At 69.7% G+C, this 18,021-nt stretch carries 8 protein-coding genes, 1 tRNA gene and 1 pseudogene; 6 read left to right on the top strand and 4 right to left on the bottom strand.

The genetic code is table 11. The features are described 5' to 3' along the window. Both RJ03_RS22985 and RJ03_RS22980 read left to right on the top strand, forming a co-directional pair. A pseudogene (locus RJ03_RS22985) lies at window positions 1–613 on the top strand (ATPase); the annotation flags it as partial. Between the two features lie 147 nt (window positions 614–760). Continuing rightward, complete coding sequence (locus RJ03_RS22980; protein WP_036505675.1) at window positions 761–3,385, top strand: helix-turn-helix transcriptional regulator; 2,625 nt, start codon at window positions 761–763, stop codon at window positions 3,383–3,385. A 292-nt stretch (window positions 3,386–3,677) separates the two neighbouring features. On the opposite strand, the gene RJ03_RS22975 is transcribed toward RJ03_RS22980, so the two are convergent. After that, window positions 3,678–4,496: a class I SAM-dependent methyltransferase gene (locus tag RJ03_RS22975; protein ID WP_036505668.1), complete on the bottom strand. Its 819-nt coding sequence runs from the start codon at window positions 4,494–4,496 to the stop codon at window positions 3,678–3,680. A gap of 176 nt (window positions 4,497–4,672) precedes the next feature. On the opposite strand from RJ03_RS22975, the gene RJ03_RS22970 reads away from it, so the two are divergent. Then, window positions 4,673–11,722, top strand: coding sequence for a non-ribosomal peptide synthetase (locus tag RJ03_RS22970; RefSeq protein WP_051025121.1), 7,050 nt, complete (start codon window positions 4,673–4,675; stop codon window positions 11,720–11,722). After that, the gene (locus RJ03_RS22965) at window positions 11,719–12,414 is read left to right on the top strand and encodes a DUF6875 domain-containing protein (RefSeq protein ID WP_036505667.1); all 696 of its coding nucleotides are present in this window, start codon (window positions 11,719–11,721) and stop codon (window positions 12,412–12,414) included. Before RJ03_RS22970 ends, RJ03_RS22965 begins: the two co-directional genes overlap by 4 nt. A gap of 72 nt (window positions 12,415–12,486) precedes the next feature. On the opposite strand, the gene RJ03_RS22960 is transcribed toward RJ03_RS22965, so the two are convergent. Both RJ03_RS22960 and RJ03_RS22955 read right to left on the bottom strand, forming a co-directional pair. Beyond that, window positions 12,487–12,559, bottom strand: a tRNA-Arg gene (locus RJ03_RS22960). A gap of 214 nt (window positions 12,560–12,773) precedes the next feature. Beyond that, window positions 12,774–13,748: an Acg family FMN-binding oxidoreductase gene (locus RJ03_RS22955; RefSeq protein ID WP_036505666.1), complete on the bottom strand. Its 975-nt coding sequence runs from the start codon at window positions 13,746–13,748 to the stop codon at window positions 12,774–12,776. A 136-nt stretch (window positions 13,749–13,884) separates the two neighbouring features. On the opposite strand from RJ03_RS22955, the gene RJ03_RS22950 reads away from it, so the two are divergent. Then, entirely contained in the window at window positions 13,885–14,739 is an 855-nt protein-coding gene (locus tag RJ03_RS22950) for a universal stress protein (RefSeq protein WP_036505665.1), read from the top strand. Here the strand turns inward: RJ03_RS22950 and RJ03_RS22945 are convergent, their stop codons facing one another. Next, window positions 14,740–15,675, bottom strand: a complete 936-nt coding sequence (locus RJ03_RS22945) for a TIGR03564 family F420-dependent LLM class oxidoreductase (RefSeq protein ID WP_036505664.1) — start codon at window positions 15,673–15,675, stop codon at window positions 14,740–14,742. 107 nt (window positions 15,676–15,782) lie between these two features. On the opposite strand from RJ03_RS22945, the gene RJ03_RS22940 reads away from it, so the two are divergent. Further along, window positions 15,783–18,020 carry a M20/M25/M40 family metallo-hydrolase gene (locus RJ03_RS22940; protein WP_083871278.1) on the top strand — a complete coding sequence of 746 codons (2,238 nt, stop codon included), beginning with the start codon at window positions 15,783–15,785 and terminating at the stop codon, window positions 18,018–18,020. Window position 18,021: the final 1 nt, after the last annotated feature.

Raw genomic sequence — 18,021 nt, 5'->3', positions numbered from 1 at the left:
ATTGGCCGGCGACGCGCACGCGGTGTGGGCCGACAGCCAGCGGTTCGCCGACGCCCGCGAGCTGGCCGGGCGCGCCCGCGCCCCGCAGTTGGCGGTGTCGGCGGCCGCTGTCGCGCTGATCCACGGCCTGCGCGGTGACCTTCCCGCGCAGGCTCGATGGCAGGCGAGCGCCGCCGAGCTGTCCGGGGCGCCGGCGGCCTGGCGAGCGGTCTTCGCCGCCCTTCAGTCGTTGCACGCCGGACATGCGGACCGAGCCTGGGCCGAATTGGCCATCGCACCGGACGATCTGGACGAGCAGGAGCTGTGGATCTGGCGGCACTGGTACGTGGCGCTGCGCGCCGAGGCGGCGGTGCTGGCCGGTCGGCCGGAGGCGGCGACGATCCTGGATTCCGCGCGGACCACGGTGGTGGGCAACCCGGTCGCCACCGCGATCGTCAGCCGCGGCACCGCTCTGCTCGCCGGCGATCGCTCCGCGGTACTCGCCACAGCAGCCGACTTCGAGGCCGCGCACTGCCCCTACCAGCAGGCCCGCAGTTCGATCCTCGCCCGCGACCCGGACGGCGCGGCCCTTCTGGAATCCCTCGGCCTCGCCCCGAACCGCTCGCCGCAGTGAAGCGTCAACCTGCCCGATGACCACGCTCACGTAGCCGACTACTCGTCTCGGTCTGCGGGCGTACCTTTCTTGCGACCACCGCCGTCAAGGCGTGTAATCGATATGGGTCGGCGGCTGGAGGTTTCGTTCCGTAACAAGGTCGAGATTATGGTGGCGTGGAAGTGGCCGTTGGTCGGAAGGGATGCCGAATTGGCATTCATCTCGGCGGCCATGCGAGGCCGAGACCATTCGCAACCCGGAGTGGTGATCGCCGGGCCCCCTGGAGTCGGTAAGACCCGGTTGGCGCGCGAGGCCCTGGCCAAGGCCGTCCGCAGCGGTGCCCGGGAGCGTTGGGTGGTCGGCACCAAGTCCGGTCGGTCGGTACCACTCGGCGCACTGTCCAGACATCTGCAGGAAGACGGCGCGGCGAGCGAATCCGGGGGGCCGGCGATTCCCGCCGCACGCGCACTGGCCGCACGCATCGATGGTCGCCGCGTAGTGGTCGGCGTCGATGACGCGCATCTGCTCGATGAACAATCCGCGATGGCGGTGCAGCAGCTGGTCCTGGCGGGCACGACGCCCGTGGTCATGACCCTGCGGGCGACCGACAGGGCACCGGATGCGATCACATCGCTGTGGAAGGACGGGTACCTCGAGCGACTCGACCTGCGACCGCTGTCGCTGCGGGAGGTCACGGTTCTGCTGGAGACCGTGCTGGGCGGCGAACTCGAGCGTTCGAGCGCCGAGCACCTGTGGCGACTCGCCGGCGGCACCGTCTTGTTTCTCCGGCTGCTCGTCACCGCCGAACGTGAGGCGGGCCGGCTGCGGCTCGAGTCCGGTGTGTGGCGATGGTCCGGAGACATAGGGTTACCCACCACCCTGACCTGTTTGATCGAAGCGCAAATGGGCGCCCTCGACCCGCTCGTGCGCGAGGTTGTCGACATTCTTGCGATCGAGGAACCACTCACAGTGAGCGCATTGGAACAACTCGCGGGACGTCGAGCGATCGAACAGGCCGAGGAACGTGGGCTGGTGACGGTGCAACTCAGGGATGGGCAAGCCATGTCCGTGCGCCTTGCCCATCCTTTGTATGGCGAGGTGCGGCGCGATCGAACGGGGACACTGCAGGCTGTTCGCCTGCGCGGAAGAATCGCGCAGGCACTCACCCGGTCGCCGTACAACTCCGCCGCCCGGTTACGGGCGGCCGTCCTGACCATGCAGTCCGACCGCCCGCCCGAACCGAGGCTGTTCATGGACGGCGCGCGCATCGCCCTGGGCCGCGGGGATGCGAAACTGTGTGCGCAGCTCGCCGGTGCGGCGGCGACCGCGGGCAGCGGCCTTCCGGCGCGATGGTTGCGCGCACACGCGTTGGCGATGAACGGGGACGGCGCACAGGCAGAGCGCGAGCTGGCGGCGTTGGCGGAAGTGGGGGACGAGGCTCAGCGTGTGCGGGTCGCGATCGACCGCGTGACGAACATGTTCTGGAGCCTGGGCCGGGTCGATGACGCGAAGCTGATCGAGGCGCGGGCACGGTCATCGATCACCGGTCCTGACGCACGGCAGAGCTTGATCGCGCTCGGCGCCGTCCTCGATCTGTGCCGTGCCCATCCACGGGTCGCGGCCCGGGCGGCGCGAGGTGTGCTCGACAGCGGCTGCGCCGACCCCGCCGCCGTCGCACCGGCGTGCTATGCCCTTGTCGGCGCACTCGGGGTCCTCGGTGAAACAGACCGGATCGGTCCCTTCGCCGACCGCGGTGCCATCGCAGCGCGCAGTCACGATACGAGTATTTTGCCGATCGCGGTACATATGGAGCATGTCCATGCCCTGGTGAACGCCGGATATCTGCATCGCGCCCAGGAACTGGCCGCCGACGTCCGGGCGATGGCCGCAGACGCTCCGGCCCCGATCCGGACCGCGGCGATGTTCGTGAACGGGCGGGTCGCACTGCGCTGCGGTCGCCTCGCCGAGGCGGTGCGCGCGCTCCGCGAGGCAACCTCCGGCCTGGGTGGGCGCGACGCGTTCGGAATGCGATATGCCTGTCGCGTCGCGCTCGCACAGGCTTTTGCACTCACCGGTGACGCCGACGAGGCGGCGGAGGCGATGGCGGCAGCGGAGGCCGCCCGGCACCCCGGATACTCGTTCCTCGATCCCGAGTTGATTCGGGTACGGGCATGGGTGGTGGCGACCGGGCAGCAGTCCGGTGCCGGCGCGATCGCCATCGCGCACGAGGCGGCGGACTTGGCCGCGAAGAATGACCAGCTCTCACTGGAAGTCCTCGCGCTGCACACAGCAGTGCAATTCGGCGATACCTCCTGCGCCGAGCGGCTGTCGCGCCTGGCGTCCTCGGTGGACGGCCCACGAGCTCCCGCCGCGGCTCGTCAGGCCGCTGCGCTCACCGACCGCGACGGGGCTGCGCTGGATGAGGTCTCCGCGGAATTCGAACGATACGGCGACCTGCTCGCCGCGGCAGATTGCGCTGCGCAGGCAGCAAGCGCCCACGCGTACCGCGGGATGCGGGTTTCCGCGCTCACATCGGCGGCACGCGCCCGCCGCATAGCGACCGAGTGCGGGGCGCACACGCCCGCCATCCGGGCGATTATCGCGATCGACGCCCGGCTCACCGACCGGCAGTGCGAAATCGCGACCCTCATCGGACAAGGCCTGACGAATCAGCAGATCGCGGACCGGCTGATCGTGTCTGTCCGCACCGTGGAAGGCCACATCTATCGCGCCGGGCGGCAACTCGGTGTCAATACCCGTGAGGCACTCGCCGCCATCGTCTGCGGACGGTGACCGACCGGCCGGGGACGGCCGACGCATGGGCGCGGATCGACGTCGCGTACTCCACTGCCGTCGCTGAGGTAGTCCACTACGTGCGCCATCGTGGTCGGCCAGGTCGAAAATCGACGGTGACACCCGCGGCGGATGAAGGTTCGGGGCATCGGTTCATCTGCCACTTGACGGAGCGCGGAGTCGCCAGCGTCCCCTTGTTCAGCGTCCGGAGTGATCGCCCTTGCCCGACAGGTTCATATCGCGTTACCGGTGTGACTCACCGCTGCCCTGTGACTCGTTGCTGCGCTGCGACTCACTGCTGCGCGCCGGCACGGGCGAACTGCGCGTGCGTCGTGGTGGGCCGCAGGAGCGAACCGAGCGGAATGTGGTAAGCGACAGCGAAGGGGATCGGACCGCACAGGCCGCGGCCGGCCGGCAGCCGCAACTCGGTCACCGCGCTGATCGCCGGGTTGTCGCGTGGCAGTCGCGCGGCCTGACGCGCCGTCAGGTGGAACGGCATGGGCGGCCGGGTGGAGTCCGTGTCCTGGTGGGAGCGCCTGCGCAACCAGCCCGGAATCGTGTCGAAGACCATTTCCCCACCCGGAAAGGCGTGCGCACACACATCGATCAAGCCGAGCGCGTCTGCGGGCTGCAGGTACCCCAGCAGTCCCTGCGCGGTGATCAAGATCCCGTCTTCGGCATCGACGCGTTCGATCCAGCGGGTGTCCAGTACCGAGCACCCCATGACCTCGGCTCGCGCGTCTTTCGGCATGACCTGCTCACGGACCCCGATGACGCCGGGCAGATCCACCGACAGCCAGCGCAGCGAATCGGAGTCACTACGCCAGAATCCGGTTTCCAGCCCGTCGCCCAGCGCCACGACGACACCTCGCGGATGCCGGCGGGCGAAGTCGGCGACGGCACGATCGAAGCACAGTGGCCGCAGCGCGTGCGATTGCCGGATCCGCCCGAACCCATCGAAGTCGTAGTCGATTCGCCGATACGCCTGAATCGCGACCGGATCGATGATCAGTGGCCGCGGCCGCATCGCCGCATGTGCGCGGTCTCGCAACGTCCACAGGGTCGTCGCCGAGAGCTGATCGAGTGTCACCGTCACCTTGCGTTCGGACATGAGTTCCTCGCTGGTGCAATCAGGCCGCCGGATATGTCGCGGATTCAGGTGAGACACAACGCCCGGAACGGTGGGGCACGCGCCGGTACTTCGGTCGGCGTGTTTCGGAGTATTCCACATTCGCTGAACGCGCGACCTCGGGACGGGGGCACGTTCCGACGCGAAGGGATGAGCGCATGACCTGCGAGGATTCGACTGCGAGCCCGGAGACCGCGTCCGCTCTGCCCCCGGGAGCGTTCGAGCTGTCACCGGCCCAGGCAGGTCTGTGGCATGCCCAGCAACTCCTGCCGTCGGTGCCGCTGTGCGTCGCTCACGTTCTCGATATCGAGGCCGAGCTCGATGTGGCCCTCCTGGAACGGTGCGCCCTGGTCGCCGGGCATGAATTGGGTTCGCCGTTCCTCACCTTCCTGCGCCACGACGGCCGGGTCGTCCAGCGGGTGGACCACAGCCTGCCGCGCACGATTCGGATCAGCGATTTCAGCGACCATCCCGACCCCACGGCAGCCGCCCGGAAATGGATCGACGCCGACCTCCGCGCGCCCATCGACCTCCTCGTCGACGAGCCGGGGTGCACGCACCTGATCCGAGTCGGCCGCCACCATTACTGGTGGTACTCGCGTGCACATCACGTGGGCATCGACGGCATCGGCGCGATGATCTTGTTGCGCCGCACCGATGAGCTGTATTCCGCGGCGCGCACCGGAACCGAAGCCCGGCCGTCGGGCGCCCTCGCGCTGCCGGACATCGTCGAGCGCGAGTGCGCCTACGGTCGCTCCGCACGCGCCGAGCGCGACCGTAGCTACTGGCAGGAGTGCCTCACGGGCCTTCGGACGGTGCCCTCGCTCAGTGGCCGGGTGGCCCCGCCGTGCGCCGTTCCGCTCGTCGCGCGTGGCGTACTGCCCCCCGATTCCGATCACGCGTTGGCGGCGGCCGCCGGTCGCTTCGATGCGCAGACTCCCGTGCTCGTCGTGGCGACGGCGCTCGCGTATATCGCCCGGATGACGGGGGCGCGCGACGTTGTCGTCTCGCTCCCGGTCGCTGCCCGAACCACCGCGGCATTGCGTCGCTCGGCGGGCATGGTGGCGAATACCGTCCCCCTGCGTGCACACGTCGGTTCGGACACGACGGTGGCAGACCTGGTCCGGCAGGTGCGCCTGGCGGTGACCGGGGCCCTTCGCCACCAGCACTACAGGCTCGAGGACATCCGGCGGGACCTGGGGCCGGCAGTCGGGGGTCGTGGTGCTCTCGGGCCGGTGATCAACCTGATGCTCGTCGATGAACCGCTGCGGTTCGGTGGCGAGCCGGCCGGCGTGGAGGTGCTGCCCGCAGGTGGCGTCGAAGACGTGGCATTGCATGTCTACCGATTCGGCGCGCGCGCTCCCTTGGGCATCGACCTCTCGGGGAATCCGGCCCTCTACACCGACGCCGTCCTGACCGGCCACCATGCCCGGCTCCTGACACTGTTGAACGCGGTCGTGGCGGCCGAGCCCGATACGTTGGTGTGCACCCTGCCGATGCTCACTCCCTCGGACGAGGCGAACCTCCACGATCGAGCGGGCGGCGAGCACCACGAAACATCTTCGGTCGCGGTACTTCCCGATATTCTCGCCGAAGGCGCGGCACACGCACGCGCGAGCGCCGTCGAGGCAGAGGGTGTCCGATGCGGGTACGCCGAACTCGACGGCCGGTCCTCGCAATGGGCCCGCGAGCTCATCGCGGCGGGGGCGGGACCCGAAACCGTGGTGGCGGTGCTCGTCGATCGGTCGCTCGCTTCGGTGCTGGCGTTCTGGGCCGTCGCCAAGACCGGCGCGACGTGGATGCCGATCGATCCCGCGACCCCGGAGGACAGGGTCGCCCGGATGCTCGCCGACGCTCGTCCGGTAGCCGGGCTCACCGTCGGCGAATACGCCGGTGGGCGATCCGGCGGGCTGCGGTGGATCGTCGTGGACGACCCGGAAACGTGCGCCCGGGTCGGCGCGCGCCCGTCTTCGCCCGTTCTCGATTCGGAGCGGACCCGCCCGTTGCGCAGCGCCCACCCCGCCTATCTGATCTACACATCCGGGACCACCGGCTCGCCCAAAGGCGTGTCGATCACCCACCGCGGACTGGCGAATCTGACTCGATACATCGTCGAGCACTATCGGGTGCGGCCATGTTCACGCGTGTTGCTGGCGCACGCTCCCGGCTTCGACGCGGCACTGCTCGAACTCCTCGCCGCGTTCGGCGCCGGTGCCACCATGGTCGTCTGTCCGCCCGAGGTCATCGGCGGCAGCGCACTCACCCGGCTGCTTTCGGGTCTGCGGATAACCCACTACCTGTCCACCCCGGCGGTGCTCGCGACAGTGGATCCGGCCGCGCTGCCCGAACTGGAGACGGTCGTCACCGGCGCCGAAGCGTGCCCGCGAACCATCGCGGCGGCGTGGAGCGAACGGCATCGGCTGATCAACAGTTACGGCCCGACCGAGACCACCGTGATCGCCACCCAAACCGAACCGCTCGGCATCGACGGGCCGATCACGATCGGCACACCGGCGGCCGGTGCGGAAGTGGTCGTGCTGGACCGGCGGCTGCAGCGGCAGCCGCGCGAGGCGAGCGGTGAATTGTATGTATCGGGTCCAGGCATCGCCCGTGGATATCACCGCTCCCCTGCCCTGACCGCCACCCACTTCGTCGCCGATCCCTACGGTCCCGCCGGTAGCCGGATGTATCGCACGGGCGACCTGGCACGGCGGCGCCTCGACGGGGCCTTCGACTACCACGGCCGCGGTGACAGCCAGATCAGCCTGCGGGGTATCCGGGTGGAACCGCATGAGATCGAATCCGCGTTGGCGGACGACCCACAGGTCGCCCGCGCGGCGGTGGCGATCCATCCCGGCCCCTCCGGTGACGTGCTCGTCGCCTACCTCGTCCCCGCCGGCGCCGAACTCGCCGCCGATTCGGTGCTCTCGCGCGTACGGCGTGCGCTGCCGCAACCGCTCGTACCGACCACGGCGATCGTGCTGCCCGAACTGCCGCGGACCGCCAACGGCAAACTGGATCGCGCCGCGCTTCCCGCTCCGGTGCTGACCCCGGCGCGCCATCGAGCGCCGCGGACCCCCACCGAGGAGGCGGTCGCGGCCACGATCGCGCAGCTACTCGGCATCGCGCGGGCCGGGCGCGACGACGACTTCTTCGCCCTGGGCGGCCACTCGCTGGCCGCTACGCAACTCGCGTCACGGCTGTCCGAATCCACCGGTGCGGTGCTCGGGGTGCGTGACGTTTTCGAGCATCCGACCGTCGCCGCCTTGGCGCGTCGTATCGATGCCGGATCCGAGGGCGCTGCGCTGGTGAAACTCACCCGGCGAGATCCACGTCCGGGACGCATCCCGCTCGCGCCCGCACAGCGACGACTGTGGATCGCCAACCAACTGGATCCGGACAGTCCCGCGTACAACATGCCGTTCGCGGTCCGGCTCGACGGCCCGCTCGACACGGGCGCGCTGACCGATGCGCTGCGCGATGTGCTGGAACGACACGAACCGTTACGAACGGTATTCCCCGCCGATGCCCACGGGCCGACCCAACGTGTGCTGCCGGTAGACGAGATACCGCTCGACCTGTCTCCCCGGCCGATCGAGCCGGACGAACTCGGCGCACGACTCGCGGCGCTGGCGTCGGCGGGTTTCGACGCTTCCGTCGAGCCGTGTTTCCGGGTCACCCTGCTGCGGTTGGCCCCCTCCGCGCACGTGCTGGTGCTCGTCCTGCATCACCTGGTGGCCGATGGTTGGTCGATGAGGCCGCTGGCCCGCGATCTCGGTGCCGCATACGCCGCTCGCCATGCTGGTGACCCGCCCGGATGGTCCCCGCTACCGGTCTCCTATGCCGACTACGCCCTGTGGCACACAGATGTTCTCGGTGATACGTCGAACCCCGACTCGTATGGCGCGGAGCAGATCCGGGGCTGGCAGCAGCGACTGACGGGCCTGACACCGGAGCGCGTGCCGGCTTCCCGTCCCGGCGCGATCCGTCGCACCGCTCGCGGCGACCACATCACATTCACTGTGGACCCGGTGTCGTGTCAGCGTCTGTCTCGCGTCGCGCACACCGTCGGCGCGACAGATTTCATGGCCTACCAGGCATTGACCGCGGTGTGGCTGCAACGCCTGTCCGGCGGCGGTGACACCGTCGTCGCCACGCCGACCAGCGGTCGTGGCGATCGCCGGCTCGACGCGCTGGTGGGTATGTTCGTCAACACGATCCTGTTGCGCGCGCAGGTGGAACCCACCGACAGTTTTCGCCGCATCCTGTCGCGAGTCCGGGATTTCGACATCGCCGCATTCGCGCAATCCGACGTTCCGTACGAACAAGTCGTCGCGGCGATCGGCGAGTCCGATCTGCAGCCGGCACAGACGATGCTGATCGTGGAGACGGCCGTCGGCGAGCAACCGGCGCTTCCCGGGCTGCGGCCCACCGAGGTTCCCCTCGAATTGTCCGTCGCGCGGTTCGACCTCGACATCACACTGACCCAGCGGCGCGACTCCGCCGGGACCGTGATCGGCGTCGACGCGCGACTCGGCTACGCCGCAGACCTTTTCAACCGTCGCACCGCCGAGGCGTACGCCCGCATGTTCTCGACGCTGGCCACGACGCTGGCCGAAGACCCGGACACGGAGCTCAGCCGGCTCGCACCGGCCACGCCGCCGGTCATACCGTCCGATCCGCCGCCACCCGTCCGAACACTGCCCGAACTGCTCGCCGCCGGCGCGCACCGAAACCCCGACGGACTCGCCATTCGAGATGGCGACCGCGCTCTGTCCTACCGGGCACTGGAATCGCGGGCGGCCCGCTTGGCGCGCGAGCTGATCGAACTCGGCGTGGGGCCCGAGCAGATCGCCGCCGTCGCGATCCCCCGCAGCCTCGAATCGGTCCTCGCCTGGTGGGCCGTCACGATGACGGGGGCCGCGACGCTGATGATCGACCCCGAGCAGCCCCGCGGGCGGATCGCGACGGTGATGAGCGACGCACGACCGGTCGCCGGAGTCACGTTCGCGCGTCATGCCGCGGTTCTGCCGCAACCGGCCCGCGGCTGGGTGGTCCTCGACGATCCCGAGACCAGTGCGCGAATCGCCGGCCGGTCCCCGGGCGTGGTGACCGATGCCGAACGCACGCTGCCACTGCACGTCGATCACCCCGCCTACGTGACGTTCACCTCGGGCACCACCGGGCGGCCGAAGGGGGTCACGATCACCCACCGCGGGCTCGCGGCTCTGACCGCACACCTGACCGACCGCTATCGCGTCGGAGCCGACGCCCGGATAGCGCACGCGCACGCACCCGTCTTCGACGCCTCGCTGCTCGAGCTGTTCGCCGGATTGAGTTGCGGCGCAACCTTGATCGTCGTTCCGCCCGGCATCGTCGGCGGCGCCGAGCTGACCCGGTTGCTCGCGCGCGAACGCGTGACCCACTACCTGTCCTCCCCGGTCGTGCTGTCGAGTCTCGACGCCGAACAACTGACAGATCTTCGAACGGTGGTCACCGGCGGCGAGCCGGTCGATACCCGGGTGATCACCCGCTGGGCACACCCGCAACGCCGTCTGATCAACAGCTATGGACCGACCGAAGCGACCGTCGTGTCCACCCAGAGTGAGCCGCTCACGCCGGGCGGGCCGGTATCCATCGGGGCACCCATACCCGGCGTCGGCGTCCTGCCACTGGACAGGTGGCTCGCCCTGCGCCCGCCCGATGTGCCCGGGGAGCTGTATCTGGCCGGCCCCAGCCTCGCCCGCGGCTACCACCGCGACGCCGCCGCCACTGCCGCCCGCTTCGTCGCCAATCCCTACGGCCCGCCGGGCAGCCGCATGTATCGCACGGGTGATCTCGTATGCCGTTGGGACGACGGGAGATTGGATTACCACGGGCGGGTCGACAATCAGATCAACCTGCGCGGGCACCGCATCGAGCCGGGAGAGATCGAATCCCTGCTCGCCGCCCACCCGCAGGTTTCGCGCGCGGCGGTCGCGGTGTACCACCAAGGGCTCCCCGACGCCCGGATGGTCGCGTATCTGGTCCCCGAAAACGGCGCGGTCGATGCGGACGACGTGCTCGCCAGGGTCCGCGAGTTGCTACCGAGCCACCTCGTTCCCGCCAGTGCGTGCGTGGTTGCCGCCCTGCCGACCACTCCGGCCGGCAAATTGGACCGCTCCGCCTTGCCCGCACCCGCACCCGCGTCGGCGCGTCGGCCCGCCTCCGGCGATGTCGAGAAACTTGTCGTGCGGACTGTCAGCGAGCTACTCGGCGTCGAAGACGTCGCCGCGAACGACAACCTCTTCGCGCTCGGCTTGCATTCGCTCACCGCCACCGAACTCGCCGGGCTCCTGCGCGCGCGCACCGCGACGCCGATCACCGTGCGCGATATCTACACCCATTCCACACCCGAATCGCTTGCCGTACTTCTCGATCGAGGCGTGGCCGCACCGGACGCGGCCGATCCGGATGCCGCGCTGCGTACCGTCCTGCCGATCCGTGCGGCCGGCACACTACCGGCGTTGTGGTGTATCCACTCCGCGATCGGTCTCTCGTGGTCGTTCGCCGGCTTGGCCGGTCACCTCGACCCCGAGACGCCCATCTACGGACTGCAAACGCCCCAACTCACCGATCCCGCTGCCGAATTCGACTCCATCGAAGAGCTCGCCGACCATTATCTGACCGAGATTCGGGCACACCAGCCCCATGGGCCGTACAGCTTGCTGGGCTGGTCGCTCGGCGGTTCGATCGCCCATGCGATCGCCGTCCGGTTACGGGCCGACGGCCAATCCGTTGCGCTACTCGCGATGCTGGACAGTGCAGTGCTGACCCACGAGGCCTTCGCGGACGACGCACCGGACGCCGCTCGAATACGGCGCCTGCTGAACCGGTTCGCAGTACACACCGAATCGCTGGATGACCGGCATCGTGACAGGCTGTGTCGCGCCGGCGTGAGCACGATCGAGATGGCCCGGCGCTACAGTCCGGCGCGCTTCCCCGGCGATCTGCTGTATTTCGGTGCCGCAGGGCGGCCGGACCCAGATCTCGGCGTGAATTCGTGGCGGCCGTTCATCGAAGGAACCATCACCACACTGCGCGTTCCCGCCGACCACGACGAAATGACGAGTGCCGCGGCCTTGGAATTCATCGGGCCGCGGCTACGGACGCACATGCCGCGCCACCCACACCGTGTAGATGGCCTCGACCCCGAGGAGACACCATGACTACGCCGATAACCACACTGACCGGACATCGTTCCGGCGTCGAATGGCTCAACCTCTTCGACTCGGAACCGCCGGACCCCCGCGCGGCGCGGTTGGCGCAATGGTCTCGGGAGTATCTCACCGCACCGCACGAGGAACTCGGCCGACCGGGCGCCGTGTGCCCGTTCATCAGCCAGGCGATCGCGAAGTGCTTGTTGTGGGCGACCTTCGTGGACGGTGATGTAGCCGTACCGACACTCGATGTGGTGGTCGACGATATGTACGACCGGTTCGTCCACCTCACGACGATCTCGGATTGGAAGCGCCCGCACGCACTGATCACGGTGCTCACGGAGTTGTCCGATCACACCGTCATCGACGAGGTTCACGCTGCCCGAAAGACGCAGTTCGTCGAGCAGGGGTTCATGCTGGGGCAGTTCTACCCCGGCTGCTCGCATCCGGGGCTGTGGAATCACGACTTCCACCCGCTGGACACGCCCTGGCCGATGATCGTGGCCCGGAACATGATGACAACGGACCTGCCATTCCTGATCGCCCGCCCCGACTGGCTGCGGGCCTACTTCAAAACCTTCGCCCCCGCGCTGCCCACCGCCCTCCGCACTCGTCTGGCCGAAGATCTGTGCGACCGCGGAGACGCGATAGCGGACATCACCGCCAATCACGCCCTCATCGGATCCGAGTACGCCCGCTGACGGAGGAGGACGCCGTAGCAGATGCCCGGCAGCGGCTCAGCGTGGACACGCGCCGGCCGGCGCGCGGGTATGTGCCCTCGGCAGGATTCGAACCTGCGACACCCGCTTTAGGAGAGCGGTGCTCTATCCCCTGAGCTACGAGGGCGTAAACCGTGCGTGACAGTGTGAAAGCCCCCGTTTCACAACGGGTTTCGCACGTGCCTCGCGGTGGTCCACGGTGCCTGTGCCTCCCGGGGGTGACGAACAGGCGTGGTCAGTCTAGCGTGTGGCGGGCCGGTGGCCAGTTCGCCAGGGTGGTCCGCGCCGACGGGAGGTAGCGCACCGCCCGGGTCCACGGCGGAATCCGGCGGTCACGCGCCTCACCGCGGCAACGACAGGAAATCCTCGACCGGGCGGCGCGGGGTGGGCGGGACGAAGGTGTCGTGGGGTGCGGTGCCCAGGCGGATGAGTACCTGGGGTATGCGATCGGGGTCGGGGAGCAGGCTGCTGATCGCGCGGACGGCGGCCGGGATTTCGGTGATGTGGGTGAGGGGGCAGGTCGCGAGTCCGGCGGCTGTGGCGGACAGCAGGGCGGTGGACAGGGTCTCGCCGGTCGCCAGCCATTCGTGCGGGGTGTTCTCGGCGGTGCTGAGCACCACCAGGGTGGCGTGATCGGGTTCGCCGGTGCGGTGCGGACTTCCGGCCGGGATCGGGAAATCGCGGCCGACGTCGACCAGTGCGGCCTCGCGCGCGGTGGGCAGAGCGGAGGACGGGATCCCTTCGGGAAGATCGAAATTACCTGTCCACCACCGTAATTCGTTCTGGTACGGGGTGTCGAACTGCTGCATGGCGGCGGTCTGCTCGGAGGCGGCGGCGAGTCGCGGACGCACCGAATCGTCGACCGCGTTCACCCGCACACCGTCGATCTCGGCCACCTCGCGCAGCTGCTGCACCAGCTCCGGCCGGTCGGGCGCCGACATCGGGAGCCGGTCGGTGCGGCGCGCGCGGATCGCGGCGGCGAGGGCCCGTTCCCGATCCGACGGCGCGCGCGGCGGCTCGAATTCGGCGACGGCCAGCAGGTCGTGCAGCCCTTCCTCGGGAACGTAGGACACCGTGATCGGATGCCCCTGCTCGGCGAAGGCGATCCGGGCGTGGTGCAGATTGGCGCCGCAGCTGATCACCTCCTGCCGCCCGCTCGGATCGGCCACCTTCAGTTGCCGGGTGGAATCGCTGAACAGGTGCAGGCGGGTCCCGTCGAAATCCCAGTGCCAGGGCTGAGTGTTGTGCACGGACGGGGCGCGGGCGGCCAGCCGCAGGGCCGCGACGATGGTCGAGCGGTCGGGAACGTGCTGCATGATGCCTCCCAGAGCGATATTTCGTCGGGTGCATTCGCCAGAGTATGGCCAGTATCGCAGTTGTCACCAGCGCGGCCGGTAGGGTGGGGGTGTCTTCGCCCTGGAACGCTCGTGAACCGCTCGGAAGGTGGGACGCATGGCCTCGAAGGCGCCCGTGGTGGTGGGAGTCGACAGTTCCGACGACGCGCTGCGGGCCGCGCGCTGGGCCGCGAATGACGCGGCGCTGCACCGGGTTCCGCTGGAGGTGATCTCGGCGGTGCCGCCGGTTCCGCAGGACCGTGCCGCGGACGAGGGCGTGCGCGCCTACCACGAGCGCTCGCGCGAGCAGGCGCAGCGCGCCGTCGCGCAGGCCGCTCGGGTGGCGGCCGATATCGCCCCGAAAATCGATATCGACACCGCTGTCATCGATGCGCCGATCATTCCCGCGTTGCTGTCCCAGGCCGACGAGGCCCGCCTGGTGGTGGTCGGCGCCCGCGGGCTCGGGGCATATCAGCGCAGCCTGCTCGGCTCGGTCAGCACCGCGCTGGTACGGCACGCTCGCGGCACGGTCGCCGTGGTGCCGGCCGATCCGCTGCTCGGTTCCGAACGTCCGGTGCTCGTCGGATACGACGATTCCCCGTGCAGCGCACAGGCTCTCGCGATCGCCGTCGACGAGACGCGGCGGCGCCGGACCGATCTGGTGGTGGTGCACACCTGGCAGCGGTTCGGCGCCTACCCCTCTCCGGCGGCCCTGGAAGAGGAGGGCAACCGGCTCCTCGACGCCGCCCTGGCCGCGCACGAGGATCCGGACGAACCGATTTCGGTGCGGCGGGTCGTCGTCGAGGATCGGCCGGTGCGGCGCATCCTCGACGAATCGGCCGCCGCGCAACTCGTCGTGGTGGGCAGCCACGGCAAGGGCGGATTTCCCGGAATGACGCTGGGTTCCACCAGTCAGGCGCTGATGCACAGCGTCGAATGCCCGATCGTCATCGCCCGGCCTCGCACCGAATGATCAGGCGGTGAGTTCGGCCAGCAACTTCCAGGTGCGCAGCTGATCGTCCTCGCCGGCGAGATCGGTCTGGTGGATCTGCAGTTCGGTGGCACCGGCGTCGACATATGCCCGCAGGCCGCGGGCGACGTGCTCCTCGTCGCCGATCAGCGCCACATCGACCGCGTGCGCGACCCCCTCGCGGTCGAGAACCGCGCGGTAGGAATCGAATTGCTCGTAGAACCCGAGCGCCTGCGCCGCGGTCTCGCGCACCTCGTCGGCGCGATCGGTCACCACCGCGACCACACCGGCGATCACCTGCAGCGGCCGCACCGGATTCGCCGGACGGGCCCGCTGCAGTGTGGGCACGATATGTGATTCCAGCGTGCGCGGCCCGGCGAGGAACGGCAGCACGCCGTCGGCGGCCTCGCCCGTGGCCCGCAGCGCCAGCGGGCCCATGGCGGCCACGAGCAGCGGAATATCGCCGCCGCCGTGCACCGTCGTGGGGATCGGCGGGCGGGCGTATACCCGCTCGCCCTGGACATCGACGGTGCCGTCCTCGATGGCCTGGCGCAGCGCGATCAGATATTCGCGCAGCCGCCGCACCGGCTTGTCCTCCCGGATGCCGAAGGCCGCCGATTCCAGTGGCGGAGCGCCCAATCCGATTCCCAGGCGGAAGCGGCCACCCGACGCGGCCTGTGCGGTCTGGGCCTGCGACGCGACGACCAGCGGATGACGCGGATTGATCGGCACCACGGAGGTGCCCACCCCGATCTCCGGCACGGCGAGTCCGACGACCGCCGCGAGGGTCAGCGCATCGAGATCGTATTTCTGCCCGAACCACACCGAGCGCACCCCGGTGTGCTGCGCCGCGGTGGCGAGTCGGAGGACCTCGTCGACGTCGTTGGCCGCGTCGGGTCGCGGCCACACCGACACCCCGATCGGAACTGGAAGGCTCATCGGACCGAGGCTAATCCGCGCATCGGCCGATCCCACCGTTGTGCTCGGACGGATCGAAACCGTTGCCGTGGCGGCCATTTGCGCGTCGCCGCCGTTACCATCGCACGATGGGGCGTCGAGTATCGGGTGTGCTGGCCTTCGCTGTCCTGGTCCTGATCGCGATCGCGACGGCCTGGGAGCAACAACCGCACGGATATCGCGACGTCGCGACCCCGGCCGGGGAGTTCAGTGCCGAGCGCGCGCTGGCGACGATCCGGGAGATCGCCTCGCGGCCGCATCCCGTCGGCACCGCCGAACACGACCGGGTGCGCGACCATCTGGTTGGGAAGCTGCGAGAGCTGGGGTTGGACACCGATGTTCGCTACGGAGTGGGCCGGTATCCGGTGGATCCGCATCGTGCGGTAGCGGTCCTCGGGCAGACCGGAAATATCGTCGCACGTTGGCCGGGCAGCGGCGCGACCGGCACGATCTATCTTGTCGCGCATTATGATTCGGTGCCGCCCGGCCCCGGTGCGAACGACGACGGGGCCGGCGTCGCGACCGTTCTGGAGACGGTGCGCGCGTTGCGGGCGAGCGGACTGCGGCCGCGCAACGATCTGGTGGTGCTGTTCACCGACGCCGAAGAGGTGGGCCTGCTCGGCGCCGAGGCCTTCGCGAGCTCCGGCGCCGCCGATCCGCGCGGCGGTGTGGTGATCAATCACGAGGCACGCGGCGCCGGCGGTCCGCCGATGCTGTGGCGGCTCAGTCATCCCGATGCCGGGCTGATCAGCGTGGTCACCGGGGTTCCGCATCCGAACACCGATTCGCTGTCCACGACCCTGGCCGGTGATCAGACCGGGAGCACCACCGATTTCGCGGCGCTCGATCCGCACGGCTTCCGGGTGCTCGACTGGGCCTTCGCCGGCCGGAATGCCTACTACCACAACCCGTTCGACGACCCGGACCATGTCGACCTCGCCACTGTGCAGCAATTCGGTGACAACACCACCGCCGCGGCGCGCGAATTCGCGGCGCGGGATCTGCGGGCCGCGGCCGATCAGCCGGATCGCGCGTATTTCCCGCTGCCGTTCGGTGCGCTGGTGGTACTGCCGCTGTGGGTGGTGGTCGTGGCCGCGGTGGCCTCGGTGCTGCTCGTGGCCTGGGTGGTGTGGCGGATCCGGCGGACCGGCGAGGCCACGATCGGCCGGACTCTGGGCGCGGCGGCGACCGCGTTGGTGGCGGTTCCGATCGGAATGGGCGTCGTCTACGGGTTGTGGACGGCGATCACGGCGATCCGCCCGGAATACCGCGCGCTGTTCGTCGATCCGTACCGGCCGCAGTGCTACGGCGCGGCCGTGGTGATGGCCTGTGTGGCCGTCCTGGCCGCCTGGTACGCCCTGTCGCGGCGGCTGTTCGGGCCCGCCGCGACCGCCGTGGGTGTGCTGTGCGCGGTGACGGCGATCGGTGCGGTGGTCACGGCCCTGTCACCCGCGGCCGGTGTGATGGTGGTGATCCCGGCGCTCGCCGCCGTCGCCGGCGTCGTGCTGACCTTCACGGTGCCCGATCGCCTGCGGTTGCCGGTGCTCACCCTGTTCCTCGTCCCGGCGGCGGTATTCGCCGGTGGCACCGCATACGCGGCATTGCAGACCGGAATCGCCGCCGCCGCCTATCTCACCGCGCCCGTGGTGCTGGTTCTCGGCGGGTTGTTCACGCTCACCCTGACCCATGCGTGGCCGAGCCGCCGCGGCGTTCTGGTCCCCGTCGCGGCGGTGGTCGTCACGGTGGCGCTCGCGGCGGCCGGGACGATGGTCGACCGGTTCGACGCACGGCATCCGCTGATGTCGCAACTGTCCTATGCGCTGGATGCGAACAGCCGCGAGGCGCAGTGGATTTCCACCGCGGCGCCGGATCGGTGGACGCGAGAATTCGTCGAATCCGGTTCTCCGCACGGAGCATTCGCGCAGTTGTGGACCGACGCGGCGGCCGTCGGCGCCGCCCCGGCGCACGACCTCCCCGGTCCGGCGGCCGATATTCTCTCCGATCGCACCGAGGCGGATCTGCGCACCGTGCGACTGCGGCTGCGGTCCACGCGCGGGGCCCCCTCCGTCGCGCTGCGGTATTCCGGGCAGGTCCGCTCACTGACCGTCGCGGGGCGGGACATCACACCGGTGCCGGCCGCGGGGGTCCGGTTCTACGCGCCGCCCGCCGCGGGGGTCGAGGTCGAGCTCACGGCGCCGGCCGGGCCGCTCACCCTCCGGGCCGTCGACTACAGCTGGCTCCCCGATGCGCATCTCGCCGACGCACCGGCGGACATCTACTACCGGCAGGACAGCGCGGTCGCGGTGTTCACCACCATCCGGTTGTGAA

The organism is Nocardia aobensis NBRC 100429 (genome assembly GCF_000308375.1).
Classification (GTDB): Bacteria; Actinomycetota; Actinomycetes; order Mycobacteriales; family Mycobacteriaceae; genus Nocardia; species Nocardia aobensis.
This window is presented reverse-complemented; position numbering and strand designations above follow the sequence as displayed.

What these genes read in the sequence shown, in the direction of transcription:
- RJ03_RS22940 (WP_083871278.1), top strand. Translation starts at nt 15,783, where the DNA reads ATGGGGCGTCGAGTATCGGGTGTGCTGGCCTTCGCTGTCCTGGTCCTG.
- RJ03_RS22965 (WP_036505667.1), top strand. Translation starts at nt 11,719, where the DNA reads ATGACTACGCCGATAACCACACTGACCGGACATCGTTCCGGCGTCGAA.
- RJ03_RS22955 (WP_036505666.1), bottom strand. Translation starts at nt 13,748, where the DNA reads ATGCAGCACGTTCCCGACCGCTCGACCATCGTCGCGGCCCTGCGGCTG.
- RJ03_RS22970 (WP_051025121.1), top strand. Translation starts at nt 4,673, where the DNA reads ATGACCTGCGAGGATTCGACTGCGAGCCCGGAGACCGCGTCCGCTCTG.
- RJ03_RS22980 (WP_036505675.1), top strand. Translation starts at nt 761, where the DNA reads ATGGTGGCGTGGAAGTGGCCGTTGGTCGGAAGGGATGCCGAATTGGCA.
- RJ03_RS22950 (WP_036505665.1), top strand. Translation starts at nt 13,885, where the DNA reads ATGGCCTCGAAGGCGCCCGTGGTGGTGGGAGTCGACAGTTCCGACGAC.
- RJ03_RS22975 (WP_036505668.1), bottom strand. Translation starts at nt 4,496, where the DNA reads ATGTCCGAACGCAAGGTGACGGTGACACTCGATCAGCTCTCGGCGACG.
- RJ03_RS22945 (WP_036505664.1), bottom strand. Translation starts at nt 15,675, where the DNA reads ATGAGCCTTCCAGTTCCGATCGGGGTGTCGGTGTGGCCGCGACCCGAC.